This is a genomic window from Kribbella sp. WER1 (assembly GCF_054189145.1).
Window position 1 is genome coordinate 3,561,140 of record NZ_CM135186.1, and the last position, 17,736, is coordinate 3,578,875.

At 69.5% G+C, this 17,736-nt stretch carries 19 protein-coding genes; 9 read left to right on the forward strand and 10 right to left on the reverse strand.

Going from position 1 to position 17,736, the window contains the following annotated elements; genetic code table 11:
- Positions 1-8 precede the first annotated feature (8 nt).
- A complete protein-coding gene (locus tag ACXJJ3_RS17245) occupies positions 9-1,250 on the forward strand; it encodes an ROK family protein (protein ID WP_458171151.1) in 1,242 nt (413 codons plus the stop codon).
- A 66-nt stretch (positions 1,251-1,316) separates the two neighbouring features.
- On the forward strand, positions 1,317-1,490 hold the full coding sequence (locus tag ACXJJ3_RS17250) for a CsbD family protein (protein ID WP_458171152.1): 174 nt from the start codon (positions 1,317-1,319) through the stop codon (positions 1,488-1,490).
- A gap of 9 nt (positions 1,491-1,499) precedes the next feature.
- On the opposite strand, the gene ygfZ is transcribed toward ACXJJ3_RS17250, so the two are convergent.
- The gene (gene ygfZ / locus ACXJJ3_RS17255; RefSeq protein WP_458171153.1) at positions 1,500-2,492 is read right to left on the reverse strand and encodes a CAF17-like 4Fe-4S cluster assembly/insertion protein YgfZ; all 993 of its coding nucleotides are present in this window, start codon (positions 2,490-2,492) and stop codon (positions 1,500-1,502) included.
- Positions 2,493-2,605: 113 nt separating this feature from the next.
- Here ygfZ and ACXJJ3_RS17260 point away from each other — a divergent pair, with 113 nt between their 5' ends.
- A complete protein-coding gene (locus ACXJJ3_RS17260) occupies positions 2,606-3,427 on the forward strand; it encodes an LLM class flavin-dependent oxidoreductase (protein WP_458171155.1) in 822 nt (273 codons plus the stop codon).
- Positions 3,428-3,584: 157 nt separating this feature from the next.
- Here ACXJJ3_RS17260 and ACXJJ3_RS17265 read toward each other — a convergent pair whose 3' ends face one another.
- A complete protein-coding gene (locus ACXJJ3_RS17265; protein WP_458171156.1) occupies positions 3,585-4,946 on the reverse strand; it encodes a cation:dicarboxylate symporter family transporter in 1,362 nt (453 codons plus the stop codon).
- 120 nt (positions 4,947-5,066) lie between these two features.
- On the opposite strand from ACXJJ3_RS17265, the gene ACXJJ3_RS17270 reads away from it, so the two are divergent.
- A complete protein-coding gene (locus ACXJJ3_RS17270) occupies positions 5,067-6,323 on the forward strand; it encodes a sensor histidine kinase (protein WP_458171158.1) in 1,257 nt (418 codons plus the stop codon).
- Complete coding sequence (locus ACXJJ3_RS17275; RefSeq protein ID WP_458171159.1) at positions 6,316-6,993, forward strand: response regulator; 678 nt, start codon at positions 6,316-6,318, stop codon at positions 6,991-6,993. Before ACXJJ3_RS17270 ends, ACXJJ3_RS17275 begins: the two co-directional genes overlap by 8 nt.
- Before the next feature lie 99 nt (positions 6,994-7,092).
- Here ACXJJ3_RS17275 and ACXJJ3_RS17280 read toward each other — a convergent pair whose 3' ends face one another.
- Complete coding sequence (locus ACXJJ3_RS17280; protein ID WP_344200242.1) at positions 7,093-7,587, reverse strand: heme-binding beta-barrel domain-containing protein; 495 nt, start codon at positions 7,585-7,587, stop codon at positions 7,093-7,095.
- 517 nt (positions 7,588-8,104) lie between these two features.
- Between ACXJJ3_RS17280 and ACXJJ3_RS17285 the strand changes: the two genes are divergently transcribed.
- Entirely contained in the window at positions 8,105-8,467 is a 363-nt protein-coding gene (locus ACXJJ3_RS17285; RefSeq protein ID WP_458171161.1) for a DsrE family protein, read from the forward strand.
- Between the two features lie 415 nt (positions 8,468-8,882).
- On the opposite strand, the gene ACXJJ3_RS17290 is transcribed toward ACXJJ3_RS17285, so the two are convergent.
- Both ACXJJ3_RS17290 and ACXJJ3_RS17295 read right to left on the reverse strand, forming a co-directional pair.
- Positions 8,883-10,742, reverse strand: a complete 1,860-nt coding sequence (locus ACXJJ3_RS17290; protein WP_458171162.1) for a hypothetical protein — start codon at positions 10,740-10,742, stop codon at positions 8,883-8,885.
- Positions 10,743-10,744: 2 nt separating this feature from the next.
- On the reverse strand, positions 10,745-11,302 hold the full coding sequence (locus tag ACXJJ3_RS17295) for a hypothetical protein (RefSeq protein ID WP_458171164.1): 558 nt from the start codon (positions 11,300-11,302) through the stop codon (positions 10,745-10,747).
- Positions 11,303-11,465: 163 nt separating this feature from the next.
- On the opposite strand from ACXJJ3_RS17295, the gene ACXJJ3_RS17300 reads away from it, so the two are divergent.
- Both ACXJJ3_RS17300 and ACXJJ3_RS17305 read left to right on the forward strand, forming a co-directional pair.
- A complete protein-coding gene (locus ACXJJ3_RS17300; protein WP_458171165.1) occupies positions 11,466-12,593 on the forward strand; it encodes a molybdopterin-dependent oxidoreductase in 1,128 nt (375 codons plus the stop codon).
- A 29-nt stretch (positions 12,594-12,622) separates the two neighbouring features.
- Positions 12,623-13,027: a hypothetical protein gene (locus ACXJJ3_RS17305; RefSeq protein ID WP_458171167.1), complete on the forward strand. Its 405-nt coding sequence runs from the start codon at positions 12,623-12,625 to the stop codon at positions 13,025-13,027.
- Here the strand turns inward: ACXJJ3_RS17305 and ACXJJ3_RS17310 are convergent.
- Complete coding sequence (locus ACXJJ3_RS17310; protein WP_458171168.1) at positions 12,973-13,794, reverse strand: 3-keto-5-aminohexanoate cleavage protein; 822 nt, start codon at positions 13,792-13,794, stop codon at positions 12,973-12,975. The two genes, ACXJJ3_RS17305 and ACXJJ3_RS17310, sit on opposite strands and share 55 nt — an antisense overlap.
- A 92-nt stretch (positions 13,795-13,886) precedes the next feature.
- Here ACXJJ3_RS17310 and dtd point away from each other — a divergent pair, with 92 nt between their 5' ends.
- Positions 13,887-14,312 (forward strand): D-aminoacyl-tRNA deacylase, encoded by a 426-nt coding sequence (gene dtd / locus ACXJJ3_RS17315; RefSeq protein ID WP_458171169.1) that lies wholly within the window; start codon positions 13,887-13,889, stop codon positions 14,310-14,312.
- Between the two features lie 106 nt (positions 14,313-14,418).
- On the opposite strand, the gene ACXJJ3_RS17320 is transcribed toward dtd, so the two are convergent.
- From ACXJJ3_RS17320 to ACXJJ3_RS17335, 4 genes are all read right to left on the reverse strand, one after another.
- A complete protein-coding gene (locus ACXJJ3_RS17320; RefSeq protein ID WP_458171170.1) occupies positions 14,419-15,585 on the reverse strand; it encodes a choice-of-anchor P family protein in 1,167 nt (388 codons plus the stop codon).
- 363 nt (positions 15,586-15,948) lie between these two features.
- A complete protein-coding gene (locus ACXJJ3_RS17325) occupies positions 15,949-16,245 on the reverse strand; it encodes a DUF1416 domain-containing protein (protein WP_209697529.1) in 297 nt (98 codons plus the stop codon).
- A 3-nt stretch (positions 16,246-16,248) separates the two neighbouring features.
- Positions 16,249-17,097: a sulfurtransferase gene (locus tag ACXJJ3_RS17330; protein ID WP_458171171.1), complete on the reverse strand. Its 849-nt coding sequence runs from the start codon at positions 17,095-17,097 to the stop codon at positions 16,249-16,251.
- Between the two features lie 12 nt (positions 17,098-17,109).
- A complete protein-coding gene (locus ACXJJ3_RS17335) occupies positions 17,110-17,571 on the reverse strand; it encodes a DUF4395 domain-containing protein (protein ID WP_458171172.1) in 462 nt (153 codons plus the stop codon).
- Positions 17,572-17,736 lie beyond the last annotated feature (165 nt).

A 17,736-nucleotide genomic window follows, 5' to 3' on the forward strand; every position in this document is an offset into this window, starting at 1 on the left:
GAGGACAGTTGCCGCGGCAGACGTCTCGGGACCTGCGCAACGAGAGCCGGTTCGAGGTGCTGCACGCGCTGTTCGCCCTGGGGCCGTCGACGCGGCAGGAGATCGCCCGGCACACCGGCCTGAGCACGGCGACGGTCGCGACGCTGGTCACCCAGTTCCTGTCCGAGGGCGTGCTGCGGATCGCGACGGTCGAGCAGAACACCGTCGGGCGCCCGTACGAGCGGCTCACCATCGACCCCGACCGCGGCCGGATCCTCGGCATCGACGTCGCCGAGACGTACGTCGACGCGACCGTGTACGACGTACTGCTGCAGCCGCTCGGGCAGAGCCAGGTCCCGCTCGACGAGCACCAGAACGGCCAGGCGTACGTCGTCGACGGGATCGTCCGCGCGATCGACGCGGCGGTCGCGGACGGCGGCACCCGGCGGGACCAGATCATCGGCGCCGGCGTGAGCATGCCCGGCCAGGTCCGCCCGGACGCCGGCGTCTCGGTGTTCGCGCCGAACTGGGACTGGCACGACGTCACGATCGAGGCGCTGCTCGCCGAACGCCTCGGCCTGCCCGTGTACGTCGACAACCCGCTGAAGGCGGTCGCGCTGTCCGAGCTGTGGTTCGGCGTCGGGCGGACCGCGAAGAGCATGGCCGTGGTCAACCTCGGCACCGGCGTCGGCGCCGGGATCGTGATCGACCGCACGCTGCTCCGCGGCGAGGCGAACAACGCCGGCGAGTGGGGCCACACGCTGCTCCAGCTCGACGGTCGCGCGTGCCGCTGCGGTCGACGCGGCTGCGTCGAGGCGTACCTGGGAGTCTGCGGGTTGCAGACCACGCTGACCGAGATCGCGCCGGATCACGCCGCGCTCCGGGAGGCGCAGCAGCGCGGATTCGTGGACGCCGTCGCGGACGGGCTGGCACGCGACGACGCCGCGCTGGCGGAACTGGCCCGCCGTACGTCGCACTACCTCGCCGCGTCCCTCGGCGACCTGGTGAACCTGCTGAACATCTCGCACATCACCCTCACCGGCTGGACCACGTCGGCCCTGAGCGACTGGCTGATCCCCGCAGTCCGCCGGGAGCTCCCCGACCACGTCCTGCCCGGGTCCCTTCCCGACCTCACCGTCGAAGCCTCCCAGGTCCCCGGCAACCCGGTCGCCCTGGGGATGGCCGCCTTCAGCCTCGAACAGTTCCTCCGCGCCCTCGGCCTGTCCAGCAAGGCCGGTCTGCCGGGCCGCCGACTCCGATCTCCGGCGTAATCGCGCACATACAGGCCGCCCTCCGGGGTACCGCTGTGCCGAATCCAGGAGAGGAAGGGGAGCACGATGAGCTTCGCGGACAAGGCCAAGAACAGCGTCGAGAACGCGGCCGGCAAGGCCAAGGAAGCGCTCGGGAAGGCGACCGGCGACGAGCAGGTCGAGGCCGAGGGCAAGACCGATCAGTCGAAGGCCGACCTGAAGGCGGCCGCCGAGAAGGCGAAGGACGCCTTCAAGCACTGACCTCGGACGTTACAGCCGGGAGCGGACGTGCAGGCCGACCTCGGGGTCGACCAGTAGCTCCTGGGTGGCCGTGACGGTCGGCTGGTCCTCGGCGACGATCTCCAGCTCGACCGCCGGGTCGACGTTCCGCTTGACCACTGCAAGGGCGATCGGGCCGAGTTCGTGGTGCCGCGCGGCGGACCCGATCGACCCGACCTGCTTGTCCCCGGCGCGAACGGCGTACCCGTGCGTCGGCAGGTGATCGACGGATCCATCCAGATGCAGCAGCACCAGCCGGCGCGGCGGGCGGCCGAGGTTGTGGACCCGGGCGACGGTCTCCTGCCCGCGGTAGCACCCCTTGTTCAGGTGTACGCCGACCCCGAGCCAGCCGAGCTCGTTCGGAATCGCCCGCTCGTCAGTGTCCAACCCGAACCGCGGCTGCCCGGCCGCGATCCGCAGCGCCTCGTACGCCCACACGCCGGCCGCCGGACCCTCGAGACCAGCCAGCTCGCCGCGCGGCAGGAACACCTCATGCCCGCCCAGCGAATCCTCACCGCTGCGCGTCAGATGCTCACCTTCAGCAGCACCCGGCCGCCACACGATCGCGTAGCCATCGGTCACGTCTGCGATCTCGACCCGCGACATGAACACCATCTTCTGCAGCCACTCCACCAGCGCCGCCGCAGCGCCCGGCTCCGTGTGCAGCCAGAACGTCTCCCCGTCGTCCACGCCGTACATCACATGCTCGACATGCCCGGTCGGCGAGAGCAGCAGCGCCGTCGTCGACGTCCCGGGCTTCAGCCCCTCGAAGTACTGCGTGGTCAACGCATGCAGCCAGGTCAGCCGATCCGGACCGGTGATCGTCACGACGTCGCGATGCGAGAGGTCGACGAACGCCGTCCCCGCGACCAGCGCGCGTTGTTCGCGCAGGTCCGAACCGTAGTGCGCGGCGACTCCGGCGTCGAGTCCGTCGGCCTCGACGGCGCCGGGGCGGTCCAGCAGGGGGCTGCGGTTGCGTGACATGTCACCAGAGTACGTCCTCCGGCGTACGCCGAAGGACTCCCGCCGTGGGATGTGGACAGACCCCCGCTACCGCCACTGTGGAGCTATCGAAACCATCGAGGGGAGCTAGGGCGATGAGCGACAGGCGATTCCGGTTCGGCGTGGTCGGCAGCCCGCGGACCGGTGCAGAGTGGACCGCGACCGTACGACGGACGGCGGAGCTCGGCTACACGACCGTGCTGATGCCCGACGGGCTGCAGCTGCCGTCGCCGTTCCCGTCGCTGGCGATGGCCGCCGCGGTCGCGGACATCCGGGTCGGCACGTTCGTCGCGGCGGCGCCGTTGCGGACACCGCGGGCAGCCGCCTGGGAGGCGCACACGCTGACCGTACTCACCGACGGCCGGTTCGACTTCGGCATCGGGACCGGCCGCCCGGACGCGGAGCAGCAGACCGCGGACATCGGCCTGCCGTGGGGCTCGGCCAAGGAGCGCCGCGACCAGGTACGCAAGACCCTGGACACGTTGCAGGAACTCGACGGTGACCGCCGTACGCCGATCATGCTGGCCGCCGGCGGACCGCGGGCGCTCGCACTGGCCGCTGCCCGCGCCGACATCGTCTCGCTGGCGAAGGACGCGATGACGCCGCGCGCCGAGGTCGCCCAGCTGGTGAAGGACCTGCGCGAGCTGGCCGGGGCGCGGGCGGACGACATCGAGCTGGCGATGAACCTGTTCGCGGCCGGTACCCGCGAGCTGCCGCCGTGGACGAAGCGCGCGGCCGGCGTCGACCCCGACGTACTCGAGGCCGGCGACTCGCTGATGCTGCTCCGCGGTACGCCGCAGCAGATGGCGGACGAGCTGCAGCGGCGGCGCGACGAGTTCGGGGCGTCGTACATCACGGTCAACTCGACGTACCTCGAGGACCTGGCCCCGGTGGTGGAACTGCTGCACGGGAAGTAGTGCGGACGCCCAGGCCATCACAATCGTGCGCCCGCGCGGGGATCCACGCCTGGAGCGCCGCCGCCGCGGCGATTGTGATGGCCTGGCGATCCGCACGCAGCGCTGCCCGCCGGGCTGTGGCTCCGGCGGGCAGCGCTTGAGGGGTGGGACAGATGGCCTAGGCGTGTGCCTCGGCGACCGCGGGCGGTGCGGACTCGCCGTGCGTGTCACCAGCGGCGAAGGCGACCTCGTCGAACGGGTCGTTGCCGGAGAAGACCCGCTTCGCCTGCTCCTTGTCGAACTCGCCGACCCAGTGGCCGACCAAGACCGTCGCCACCGCGTTCCCGGCGAAGTTCGTCAGCGCGCGGGCCTCGGACATGAACCGGTCGATGCCGACGATCAGCCCGACACCGTCGACCAGCTCCGGCCGGTGCGACTGCAGACCGCCGGCCAGGGTGGCCAGGCCCGCACCGGTGACACCGGCGGCACCCTTCGAGGCCACGATCATGAACAGCAGCAGCGAGATCTGCTGCCCGATCGAGAACGGTGTGTTCATCGCCTCCGCGATGAACAGCGACGCCATCGTCAGGTAGATCGCGGTCCCGTCCAGGTTGAACGAGTACCCGGTCGGCACCGTGATACCGACGACCGAACGGTCCACGCCGAGATGTTCCATCTTGCCGATCAGCCGCGGCAACGCGGTCTCCGACGACGAGCTCGACACGATCAGCAGGAACTCCCGGCCGAGGTACCGCAGCAGCTGGAAGATCGAGACGCCGGTGATCATCCGCAGGATCGCGCCGAGCACGACGACCACGAACAGCAAGCACGTGATGTAGAAGGCGAGCATGATCTTGCCGAGGCTGACCAGCGCGTCCCAGCCGGTCGCGCCGACGACGGCCGCGATCGCGCCGAACGCACCGACCGGCGCCGTCCACATGATCATCGACAGCACCTTGAAGACCAGCCGCTGGATGTGACCGATGCCGACCAGGATCGGCTGGCCCTTCGAACCCATCGCCTGCAACGCGAAGCCGACCAGCAGCGCGACGAGTACGGTCTGCAGCACCTCGCCCTCGGTCAGCGAGGACAGCAGCGACTTCGGGATGATGCCGAGGATGAAGTCCGTCGTACTGGTGTGCGCGCCGGCGGCCTGCTTCTGGCCGGCCTCCCGGAGCTTGTCGGTCAGGTTCAGGCCGGCGCCGGGCTGGACGATGTTGCCGACCACCAGACCGATGGCGAGTGCGACCGTCGACATCACCAGGAAGTAGACGAGCGCGAGACCGCCGACCTTGCCGACGCTGGCGGCCTGCCGGACGGAGCCGATGCCGAGCACCAGCGTGCAGAAGATGATCGGGCTGATCAGCATCTTGATCAGGTTCACGAATCCGGTGCCGAGCGGTTTCAGCTCGACGGCGAAATCGGGGAACAGGAACCCGACACCGATGCCGAGCAGGACGGCGACGATGACGGCGATGTAGAGGAAATGCGTCCGGTCGTTACGGACCGGCGTCGGGCGGGGTTCGGTTTGGCTCGACATGGTGGGACTCCTGTATCGGCCGTGGCGGAGGGGTGTTGGGTAACTGTGACGTGACGCACAGGAGAAGCGCGCATTTCGTTCATATCGTTCGCTGAGCGAGTTAGGGGCAAACTGTTCGGCATGAAGCGGAGGCCGTGGGAGCTGCGACGCCAGGTGTTCTGGCTGCAGACGGTCACGGCCACCGTACTCATCGCAATGGTCTGGGTCGTGATGGTCAGCCGCTCCCGTGCCCAGGCCCTCCGGGACGCGGCGGTGAGCGGGCTGCCCGCGCCGAGCTGGTGGGAGCTGGTCCAGCTCGACCTGCGCTCGATGCTCGGGATCGCCAGCCTGATGCTCGGCATCGCGATCGCCGGCAACGCGCTCGTCACCTGGCGGGTACGCCGCGCCACCCGCGGTGTCGGCACGCAGTCGCTCGCCCGGATGCTCGACTTCTACGAAGGCGTCCTGCACGCCGCCCGCGAAGGGCTGATCCTGCTCGACGTCGACGGCCGCGTCCAGCTCGCGAACGACGAAGCCCTGACACTGCTCGGACTCCGTACGGTCGTTCCCGGTACGCCGGTGGCCGACCTGCACCTCGGCGCCCCGCTGGCCGAACTCCTCGCGACCGGGCAGACGGCGTACGACGAACTGCACCTCGGGGCGCACGGCGTCGTGGTCGTGAATCAGCAGCCGTCCGGGCGCGGGCGGATCGTGACACTGCGGGATCACACCCAGCTGCAACGGCTGCTCGGCGAACTCGACGCCGTCCGGAGTTTGGCGGAATCGCTGCAGGCACAGAATCATGAGGCCTCGAACCGGCTGCACACCGTGGTCAGCCTGATCGAGATCGGCAAACCGGAACGGGCCCGGGAGTTCGCAGTGTCGGAGTTGCAGTTCGCGCAGGCGATGACGGACCGCGTCGTCGGGACGGTCGGCGACCCCGTCCTCGCATCGTTGCTGCTGGCAAAGTTGTCGCAGGCCCAGGAGCGCGGCGTCGTACTCTCGCTCGACCTCGGGCGGGAGGCGCTGAACACCCGGCTGCCGGCGCAGGACGTGGTGACCGTGGTCGGGAACCTGCTGGACAACGCGATCGAGGCCGCGCGCGGCGGGCCGGCGCCGCGGAAGGTCGAGTTCCGGGCCGCGACGACCGCGGACGCGGTGGACCTGATCGTGACGAACACCGGGGCCGAGCTGGGATCGGTGGAGCTGGCCCACATGTTCGAGCGCGGCTGGACGACCAAATCCGAGCCGGGACACGGTCTCGGGTTGGTGCTGGTGCGGAGCACGGTCGAACGGTGGCAGGGTTCGCTCATGGTCGATCCCGATTCCGAGCTGGACGAAGTACCCGCGCTGACGGTGCGGGTACGGCTGCCGCGGGCGGTGAGCGCCAGTGCCTGACCTACGGGTACTCGTCGTCGAGGACGACCCGGTCGCCGCGGAGGCGCACCGCACCTATGTGGACCGCCTGCCCGGCTTCACCTGCGTCGGCGTCGCCGGTACGGCGGGGCGCGCGTTGCAGGTACTCGCCCGGGGCGGGCTCGACCTGGTGCTGCTCGACATGCACCTGCCGGACGGGCACGGGCTGGACGTCGTCCGGCGGATGCGTGCTCTCGGCAACCAAACGGACGTGGTCGCGGTGACGTCCGCACGGGAGGTCGCCGCGGTACAGGCAGCGGCGCGGATCGGGGTCGTGCAGTACGTGCTGAAGCCGTTCGCGTTCGAGACGCTGCGCGACCGGTTGACGGCGTACGCCCGGCAACGGCGGGCCGCCGCGCTCGGCGAGGTCGTCGCGGACCAGGACGAGGTCGACCGCTTGTTGCACCCGGCAACCGTCTCGTCGGTGCCGAAGGGGCTCGCCGGGGGTGTGCTGGACCGCGTCGTACAGCTGCTGGCCGATCGGGAGGGCTGGACCGCCGAGGAGGTGGCGACCTCGCTCGGCACGTCCCGGATCACGGCGCGGCGCTACCTCGAACACCTCGCCGACCAGGGCCAGGCGCTCCGCACGCAACGCTACGACGGCCGCAGCGGCCGCCCCAAGGTCGAGTACTCCTGGGTCGCCGAAAGCTAGCTGCGGGACCTTGCACAGGACGCGGTGGGCGTGAACAGGTTGTTTCCTGTGCACGGGGACCGGTTGGGGTCCGAGGCCACCAGTTCCGTTGGAGTTGGGCTAGCTGCGGACGAGGGTTGCCCAGAGGTGCGGCTGGAGCGACTGGCCTTCGGCGGCCATGTCGTACGCCCAGAGCAGCTCGCCGTTCACCAGCCCGTACAGCCGGTGCCCGGCGGTGACCTCCTTCGCGGAGGTGGTCCGCGCGACCACGTCGGTCTGCAGCTCGATCTTCGCGCCGTCGATGTCGCCGTACCAGATCTCCGCGATCCCGGTCGGATGCGCCAGGATCACCTCGAGCTTGTTGTCCGGCTGCGGCCGCCAGAACCCGGTCTCCACCGCCAGCGGACGCTCCTTGGTCCCGTCCTCGGCGACCTTGAAGGTCTGGCTCACGTAGTGCAGGTACGGCTTCCCGTTGTGCGTGAAGTCGATCTGCTGCCCGAACTCGAACTTCTCGATCGTCGGGTAGTCCCCGTGCCCGCGCCCTTCCCAGCGCCCGAGCAACCACGCCAGCGGCATCAGATCCGGATGCAGATCCTGCGGAATCTCGAACGCCATCGGACCACTCAGCTCGCGTTACGGCCGCGATACAGCCGATAGACGACAAACGCCGAGAACCAGCCCATGAACACACAGACCAGGATCAGCAACGTGGTGAACACGACATGCAACACATCCGCCAGTCTAAAGGATCCACCCCACCACCCCCGCCAACCCCCACGTGACATCCCGCACGCCGCCCCAACCACCCGAGCCGCCAGCAACCCGCGCGTACGCGCCTCTCCGCTCCGCCCTCCGCCGCCCCGCCCCGCCCCGCCGCCCCGCCGCTCCACTGATCCGCTGATCCGCCGCCCGCTGGTCCGCCGGTCCGCCGCTCCGGGAGACAACCGAGCCCCACGCTCCCGCACGGCAGGACAGCCGCCAACTCCCACCAGCGAACCCCCGCACGTGACAACAGCCGCCAACCCCACCCACCAGCGAACTCCCGCACGGGAGGACGGCGGGTAGGTCCCGCGTGCCAGCGAACTCCCGTACGCAGGGAGGGACTGGAGGCGGGTTCGGCTACGGTGGCGGGATGTCCCGCACGCTGGTCATCAAGCTGACTGCAGGCGCCGAGGAACCCGAACGCGCCAACCAAGCCTTCACCGTCGCCGCCTCCGCCGTAGCCGCCGGAGCCACCGTCTCCCTCTGGCTCACCGGCGAAGCAGTCTGGTTCGCCGTCCCCGGCCGCGCCGACTCCTTCACCCTCCCCCACGCCGCCCCCCTCACAGACCTCCTCACCGCAGTCCTCGAAGGCGGCCAACTCACCGTCTGCACCCAATGCGCCAAACGCCGCAACCTCACCGAAGCAGACGTCCTCCCCCACACCCGCATAGCCGGCGCCCCCACCTTCGCCGAAGAAATCCTCACCGAAAACACCCAGGCAATCGTCTACTGACACCACCCCGCTCGGCGAAGCGTCATCCCACTGCCGACAGCATCTCCGCTCGACCGCGGCTCAGCGAAGAGGTTGCCCATCGAAGTAGCGGGTTGTCCCCTCGGATTCTCAGGGGGGCAACCCACCACCTCAGTGGGCAACCCCTCAGATGTCGGCCGACCAGCCCACCGGCATCCACCACGCCCCGGTATGGCGACCGCGCCCGCGCAGCCCGTCACGTTCGTCCGGGTGTCGCCGACCACGGTCCTGGTGACCGCCCCGGGGGCCGAGGTACGGCAGGGCGCCGTCGACCCGCCCGCAGCCACTCCACCCGCCGCGTCCGCTCCACCCGCCCATGTCCACTCCGACCTCCGTGTCGTGAACGCCGTAGCAGACCTGCTGGCGGGTGGGTTTGTTGGCGCTGGCGGGGGTGGAGTTAGCGGCCGCGGCCGTCGTCGCTTCGTTCGGGGGTGCGGGCGGCGGTGCGGTCGCGGGCTTGTTGGCCGGCGGTGCCGGGGCGGTCGTTGGAGGTGGTGCCGGCTTCGGCGCTGGTGGCGCCGGAGGCGTGGGCGTGGCCCTTGGAGGTTCTGTCGACCAGGCTGGCTGCTTCTTCGGCGGAGATGTTCTGGCCGGGCGGGTGCGGCTCGCGGTTGCCGTCCAGGGCGGCGTCCTCGGCGTGGCTCTTGGGGGCGCGGCGTTGGGGGCCTTGTTGCTGGTTGCCTTGGCCCTGGGGAGCGGTGCCTTGGCCGGGGGCCTCGGCTTCGGCCTCTACTGCACTTTGGGTGGCAGCGGCGGCGTCCTGCATGCTCGGGCCGCTGGGGGCCTGGGGTTGCTGCGGAGACTGCTGCGCTTCTGTGCCCTGCTGGAACTGCTCGGGAGCGTTGGTCTGCCGGGGCGGTTCGGCTTGGACGTTGACCTGTTGGGCCTGGTCGGGGGCCTGCTGGGTCTGCTCCGGGGACTGGGCGTTGAGCTGTTCGGCCTGCGGTGCTTCGGCCTGCGGCCCGTCGACCTGCGGCGCCTCAGCCTGCGGTCCCTCGGCCTGGGGTACGTCGGCCTGCGGTCTGTCGGCTTGCTGTTGCTGGTCGAGATCTGGGGACTGTTGGGTGTCGACCTGGGGGTTCTGGTCGGCTCCCGCGGTGGTTTGGGGCTGGGGGTCCTGGCCGAGGTCGGCTTCGTCCTGGGCCAGGTCTTCGCGGGAGGTGTCGGTCGCGTACGGGTTGGCGCCGTCCTGGGCTGCGTCCGGGCCGTCCTGCTGTACGTCGTTGTCGAGAGCTGTGTCTGTTACGTACGGGTCGGTGCCGTTCTGGTCCGGGCCGTCGTTGGTGAGTTCGTCGGTGTTGGCGACGTCCGCGTTCTGCTGCTGGGTGTCGAGCTCAGGGTTGTCCGTTACGTACGGGTTCGACGGGTCGTTGGCGTCGAGCGCGGAGTCGGACTGGTCGCGGGACGGATCGCTCTGGTCGAGGGAGTTGGTGTGCGACAGGTCGTTCGTGTCCAGGGCCGGGTCGCGGTCGGGGTCGGTGGTGTTGGGGGTGGTGTCCAGGTCGGAGTCGGGGGCGGCCTGTTGCTGGTCGTCGGACTTGTCCGCCTGGTCGCGCTCTTCCTCGAGGTCGCGCAGTTCCTCGGCGGCTACGACTGCGCCGGCGGCTGTGCCCGCGGCGGCTGCCGGGTCGATGCCGCCGCGCTCGGCGTCGGCCTCGGCCTTGCGGTCCTGCTCTTCGCGCTTCTCCCGGTCGGCGTCGTCGCGAGCGCGCTGCTCCTCGCGGTCCTCGACGGCGTCGTCGACGCCGTTGCCGTCGCGGTCCCGGTCGTTGTTCTGCTCGTCGAGGCGGTTGTCCTGGTCGACGTTGTCGTCGACGCCGTTCCGATCGCGGTCCGTGCGGTCGTCGATGCGGTCGTCGACGCCGTTGTGGTCCCGGTCGTTGTTGTTGCGCTGCTCGTCCACCTGGCGCTGGAGCGCGTCGGCGCGCTCCCGCTCCTGTTGCTGCTGAGCCTGCAGATCGCCGATCCGGCGGTTGCCGTCGTTGACCGCGGCCTGCAGGCTCGACACCTCGGCGGCCCGGGATCGGACCCGCGGATCGACGCCCTGCATCCCGCGGTCGACGCCCCGGTCGAACCGTGCCCGGTTGCGAATCTGCTCGATGCTTGAGCGTTGCCGCTGCGAGCGGTTGAGCCGGTCCCAGATGTTCCGCCCGGCGCGGCGGCCCTCGCTGACGATTCTCTTCAGGTCCGCTCCGGCGCGGCTGAGCGCCGTCATGACCTCGTCGAGGTGCTCGTCGCCCGTGTGCATCATCGACATGGTTACGCCACCTCACTGGCATAGACGGAGTATGCGAAGCCGGCTGCGTCTTCGTCGGGGCCGGGCTGGGATGCGTACAGGTGGAACTCGGCGCCCGGGCGTAGCCAGACGGCCAGGTGGCGGCGGCGGCCGCGCCACTCGGGTGGGATCCGGATGTCGTCGCCGGGGCCGACGTACACCGGGGGTCCCCAGAAGTGGCGGGCGAGGCGGAGCTGGGCCGGCCAGTGCAGGTCGAGGCTCTCCTCGGCGAGCGGGACCTCGGACGGAGCGATCTCGTACGCCGCCCAGCCGCTGCGCGGGCTGTCCGGGAGCACGGCGTCGGGGAGCACGAGCATCACGGTCTCGCGCTGGGTGACCAGGCCCCAGGTGTACCGCCCGGGGTCGATGTCACCGGGCGCCCACGGGCGCCAGCCGGTGGCAGCGGTGACGCGGTCGACCATCGCACGGATCGCCTCCGCGCCGGTGGCCGGTGGGCCCCAGACCGTCCGCCAGTCGCTGACTTCGGCCAGGTCCGCCATCGCGCGCTCGTCGTCGTCGGACGACCGCTCCTGCGTCTTCACGCCGCCACACTCCCTTCGTCAAGTTGACCCAGAGTATGCCCCGATCGGTACCACCAAGAGCCGCTGATCGCAGACCTGTGGACAACTGGTTCCGGGGACGCCGTTCGCGAGCAGTAACCGCGGTACGCCGTTCACACGTCCCCGACTGCGCTCTAGTGGAAACATGAAGCTCCCGGCACCACCGACGTTCGCGTCGCCACTGCACCATCCGCGGGTGGCGACGGTCATCGGCCGCTGGCTCGGGACGACCGTGGTGATCTGCTTCCTCACCGGTCTCTACAGCCATTTCTTCCAGGACACCCCGAGCTGGCTGCCCGTCCCGAGCCGCCCCGCGAACCTGTACCGCGTCACCCAGGGCCTGCACGTGATCAGCGGCACCGTCGCCGTACCGCTGCTGCTCGCCAAGCTCTGGACCGTCTATCCGAAGCTCTTCGCGAAGCCGGACCTCAAACCGGCACAGCTGATCGAGCGGCTGTCGATCCTCGTACTCGTCTCCTCAATGGGACTCGAACTCTTCATCGGATTCATCAACACCCTGCAGTGGTATCCGTGGCCGTTCCCGTTCCGCCAGACGCACTACGCGCTGGCGTGGATCATCGTCGGCGCGCTGCTCGTCCATCTCGCGGTCAAGCTCCCGTTGATCCGCGCCAACTGGCGGCGTACGCCGGAACGCCGGCCGGAATCGCTCCCCGCTGACACGACCGGCCTGACCCGGCGCGGGCTGTTCCGGACGGTCGCGGGCGCCGCGACGCTGGTCGGGATCACCACGGCCGGGCAGTCCGCGACGCCGCTCGGGCCGATCGCCGTACTCGCGCCCCGGAAGCCGAACGTCGGACCGCAAGGGCTGCCGGTGAACCGTACGGCGGCGGCCGCCGGGGTGACCGGGGTCGACGCGGACTGGCGGTTCACGATCACGGGCCCCCGGCAACTGTCGTACAGCCTCGACGAACTCCGGACCCTGCCGCAGAGCCGCTCCGCGCTGCCGATCGCCTGCGTCGAAGGCTGGAGCCAGGGCGCGAGGTGGGAAGGGGTACGGATCCGGGACCTGCTGGAGCTGTGCGGAGCGCCGGCGAAGTCGCGGGTGCGCGTGGTGTCGATGGAGAAGGGCGGGTTCTATGCGACGAGCGAGTTGCCGGAGGAGTTCGCGGCGGATCCGTTGACGTTGCTGGCGCTGCGGCTGAACGGCGCGGAGCTTGCGTTGGACCACGGGTTTCCGGCGCGGATCATCGCGCCCAACCGGCCGGGGGTTTTGCAGACCAAGTGGGTGCATCGGTTGGAGGTGATCGTGTGAGGGCGCGAATCTCCCTCGCAGGCGTCGGTGTGCTGATGGCCCTGTGGGGTGGTTGGGAGTTGGTCCGCAACGTCGATCTGGGCGGTTTGGTGCGGTTGCCGTTGTGGCTGGGCGGGGCGGTGGTGGTGGACGACTTCGTGCTTGCCCCGCTGACCATCGCCGCCGGGTGGCTGGTGATGAGGTGGTCGCATCGACCGGACGCGCATCGGACGGTGGGAGTGGTGCGGACGACGTTGTTATACGTAGGCATCACCACTCTGATTGCCCTGCCGCTCATGGTCAGGGAGGGCACAGGCGCGAATCCGACCATTCTCCCGCGCGACTACCTCCGCGACTGGTTATTGCTGGAGACAACCATTGTCGCGATCGGTGCCGTCGGCTACTTCACGTTCAGCAGGCTGCGGGCCTCGTCGGGAGACATCGGCGGGCGCTGAGCCAGGGTCGCCAGGGCGGCGGCGCGTTCGACGAGCTCGGCGTTGTGCGTGACCGGTACGCCCTTCGCGAGCGTCAGCGTGTCCTCCATGCCGACGCGGAGGTTGCCGCCCTTCGACAGCGCGGCCAGGGCGACGGTGAGCGACGTACGGCCGATGCCGGTGGCGGACCAGGACGTGACGGCGTCGGGCAGTGCGTTGACCGCGGCAACGAGCGCGTCCGCCGTACCGGGCATGCCGCCGGGGACGCCCATCACCAGGTCGCAGTGCACGCGACCGCCGTACGGCAGGCCGTACTTGTCCAGCAGCCGGTGCAGCGCGGCGACGTGGCCGAGGTCGAACAGCTCGAACTCCGGGACCACCTCGCGCTCCTGCGTCAGCTGGAAGAGCCGGGTGACGAACGGCCACGGGTTCATGAAGACGTCGTCGCCGAAGTTGACCGTACCCATCGTCAGCGAGCAGGAGTCCGGCGCGGCGTCGAGCACGCGCAGGCGGTCCTCGTACGGATCCGTGACGGCGCCCCCGGTCGACAGCTGCACGACCAGCGCGGTGTTCTCCCGGATGGCGGCAACCGTCTCGGTCAGTCGGCCCAGATCGAGAGTCGGCCGCCCCTGACCGTCGCGGATGTGGATGTGGATCATCGCGGCCCCCGCGGACTCGCAGCGCTTCGCGGTCTCGACCAGCTCGTCGAGCGTGGTCGGCAACGCCGGGCAGTCCGCCTTCGCGGTCTCGGCACCGGTGGGGGCAACAGTGATCAGAGTCGACGCCATGGACGAATCCTGCCAGATCGGGTCTTGAAACGGATATTTGCCGGTCAACGGGTCCGATGACCGGACGATCTCCGGCACGAGAGGATCGGACCATGAGAGCCGTAGTGCAGCGAGTCAGTCAGGCGTCGGTCACCGTGGACGGCGAGGTGGTCGGCGCGATCGACCGGCCCGGCCTGCTGATCCTGGTCGGGGTCACCCACGACGACACCGCGGAGAAGGCAGCCGCGCTGGCCGCGAAGATCTGGACGCTGCGCATCCTCGAGGGCGAACGCTCCGCCGCCGACGAACAGGCGCCGATCCTCGCCATCAGCCAGTTCACGCTGTACGCCGACACGCGCAAGGGCCGGCGCCCGTCCTGGAGCGCCGCCGCGCCCGGCCCCGCGTCCGAGCCGCTGTACGACTCGTTCTGCACCGCACTCGAGGCACTCGGCGCGAAGGTGGATCGCGGGGTCTTCGGGGCGGACATGAAGGTGGCCCTCGTCAACGACGGCCCGGTCACGCTGATCCTGGACGCATAACGGAACCGGCCCCCGGATCCGTGCGGGATCCGGGGGCCGGTGCTCTGGGTCGGTGAGGTTCGACTCAGCCGTGTTTCAGATGGTGCTCAGACGGTGTCTGCCGTGATCAGCTGACGACGCCGGCGGCCGAGTGACCGACGACAACCTTGGTGTTCAGGCTGTAGACGTCGACGACCAGCGCGTTCACCTCGATGTAGCGCTTCTGCCGCATGACCTGGTTGAAGGTCAGCTTCGCCACACCCGGGATGTCCAGGGTCTGGTTCTCGCCGGTCTTCACCGGGTAGGTCTTGTTGCCGACCTTGATCGAGGCGATGCTCGAGGAGGAGCTGACGCCGGCCTTGCCGTCCTTCGTCTTCCACGCGGAGGCGGAGGACTCGATGGCGCCGATGGACAGCGTGCCCACCTTCACGCCCGCAACGTGCGAGGTGAAGTTGATGTAGGACTTGTTCTCGCCGATGGCGCCGTTCTTGGTGGTGTAGACACCGCCGACGTAGGCGACCTTCGGGATGTTCAGCTCGCCGACCGCAACCTTGACCGTCTTGCCCTCAGTGCCCTGGCAGGTGGTCTGGAGCGAGGTGGCGTCGGAGACGACCAGCTTGTCGGCCGTGGCCTTGGTGCCGTACGCCGAGCCGATCACCAGCGCGGTGGACGGCTTGGAGATCTCCGCGCGGGTCTTCAGCACCGCGACGTCGACGCCCTGCGGGATGAACTGGTTCTTCACCGTCGCGTGCAGCACGACGGCCTGCGCGTAGGAGTAGATGCCGGAAGCGGTCTTCACGCCGCCGACACGGTTCAGCACGATGTAGCCGAGGCCCGGAACGGCGACCTTGGTGTTCGGGCCGGGGTTCAGCAGCGACGGCACCGAGATCGCGCCGATCTTCACGCCCGCGAAGGTGGTGCTGCCGGTGTAGGACAGCTGGCCCTTCGAGTACTTCGACGTGGTGGTGGTCTTCACGCCGGTCAGCGTGAGCAGGTTGCCGAGCTTGACGTCGGCCGCCGTCGCGGTGCTCGTGACGCCGGTGCCGCTGGCGTTGTTGAACCCGTGCGTGTCGGTCTTGATCGTCCGCGCGATGGCCTGCCCGTTCACGTTCGCCGCGGCGATGTCGTTCTTGTCAGCCTTGTTGGCGTCCGTGGTGCAACCGAACTTGCTGATCACCTGCGGGCCACTGTTCGCCAGCCCGGATTCGACGTCCGTCCCGTACGAGTAACCGCTGTAGCCGAAGACCGGCGAGGCGGACGCGGAACCAGACGTCAGCGCAATCGTAGAAGCCACGCCGACAACCGCCGCAACACCGACGGCAGCGAGCTTCTTGTATCCGATGCGGGGTCGCATTGACCCCTCCTCCCTGAGTGATGACGTGACCCGAACTGCGGGTCAGGACACAGACACAACTCAGCCGACTGCGTTAGGTGACGAGCCGACCCCGCTCCGAGATCAAACCGTTACATTGCCGTCCGTATCCGCGAGATTTCCCCGTCGCCCCGTAACCCGGATGCGATGTCGGAATCCGCTGCCCGGCAAGGCGTTTCCGGGCATGCCGAAGGGCCCGGACGCGCAAGGTCCGGGCCCTTCGGTGCTTATTTCAGGGTGGGCCACCGTCTGGTGGGGGTGGCACCTTGTGTAACGAGCAACAACTCAGACAGTGACGGCCACTTCCGCGACCTCGCCGTACTGGGCGACGACCTGGCGGTCGACGGGCTGCGCCTTCGGGGCCAGCGTGCGCAGCGTCCAGCTGCCCGGCGCCGCGAAGAACCGGAAGTGCCCGGTGGCCGAGGTCGGGACCTCGGCGGTGAACTCACCCGTGCTGTCCAGCAGCCGTACGTACGCGCCGCCGACCGGCTCCTCGCCGCGCAGCACCTGGCCCTGGATCACGGCCTCCTTGTCGACGTCAACGCCCTTGAGGTCGAGGCCGCCCTGCTTCGCTCCGCACATGTGTCAGGCCTTTCCGGGTTCGTCGCCGAGGGCAACGGGTACGCCGACCAGCGAGCCCCACTCGGTCCACGAACCGTCGTAGTTCTTCACGTTCTCCTGGCCGAGGATCTCGTGCAGCACGAACCACGTGTGCGCCGAGCGCTCGCCGATCCGGCAGTACGCGATGGTGTCCTTGCCGAAGTCCACGCCGGCGTCGGCGTACAACTGCTTGAGCTCGTCGTCGGCGCGGAACGTGCCGTCGTCGTTGGCCGCCTTGCTCCACGGGATGTTCGCCGCGGTCGGGATGTGGCCCGCACGCTGCGCCTGCTCCTGCGGGAGGTGCGCCGGGGCGAGCAGCCGGCCGGCGTACTCGTCGGGGCTGCGGACGTCGACCAGGTTCTTCACACCGATGGCCTCGTTGACCTCGTCGCGGAACGCCCGGATGTCCAGGTTCGGGTCCTTGGCCTGGTACTCGGTCGCCTCGCGCTTCACGACCTCGTCGGTCAGCTCGCGGCTGTCCAGTTCCCAGCGCTTGCGGCCGCCGTCGAGCAGCCGGACGTCACCGTGGCCGTAGAGCTTGAAGTACCAGTACGCGTACGCCGCGAACCAGTTGTTGTTGCCGCCGTACAGCACGACGACGTCGTCGTTCTTCACGCCCCGCTCGGACAGCAGCGCGCTGAACTGCTCCTGGTTGACGAAGTCGCGACGGACCGCGTCCTGCAGGTCGTCCTTCCAGTCCAGCTTGATCGCGCCGGCGATGTGGCCGGCGTCGTACGCCGAGACGTCTTCGTCGACCTCGATCAGGACCACGTTCGCGTCGTTCTTGTGCTCCTCGACCCAGTCGGCCGAGACGAGCGCGGATTCCCTGCTCATGTGTGCTGCCTCTCAGTTGGTAGCGGTGGTAGCTGGCGTACGGATGCGGTGGATCAGCAGATAGGCCTCGCAGCCGAGGCAGAGCCCGACGGCCGCGTTCACGAACGCGGCGACCAGGGCGAATCCGGTGGCGACCACTCCCAGCACGGTGAGGCCGGTCAGGTACCCGGCCAGGCCGACGACCGCGAAGACCAGCCCGACCAGCTGGGCGAACCGCGGCGGGGCCGCGTCCTCCAGCTCGCTCGGCCGGCCCAGCCGGGGCCGGACCAGGCGCTTGAACAGCCAGCCGTACGGCGAGGCCTGGACGCCGAACGCGACCGAGATCGCGAACACCACGGCCTGGACCGCGAGCGGCCACGGGTTGTTCAGCACCAGCGTCAGCGCCAGCACCACCGTGGTGATCGCTGCCGCGAACCGGAGACCGCGCGGATCGACCTGCTGTGCCGTCTGTTGTGCCGCCTGTTGTTCGGACATGACGACTCCCGGTGAAGGAGGATGTCGAGCCGGAACCCGCCCGGATGTGCGGGAGACGACGTACACGGAACCGTGCTCAGCGACCGGTTCCGCAGCGCTCGGGACGCCGCCTGGTCAGCGGCGTCGACACAGCGACGAGCGCATCCGGCAGTTGTCCACTGCCCT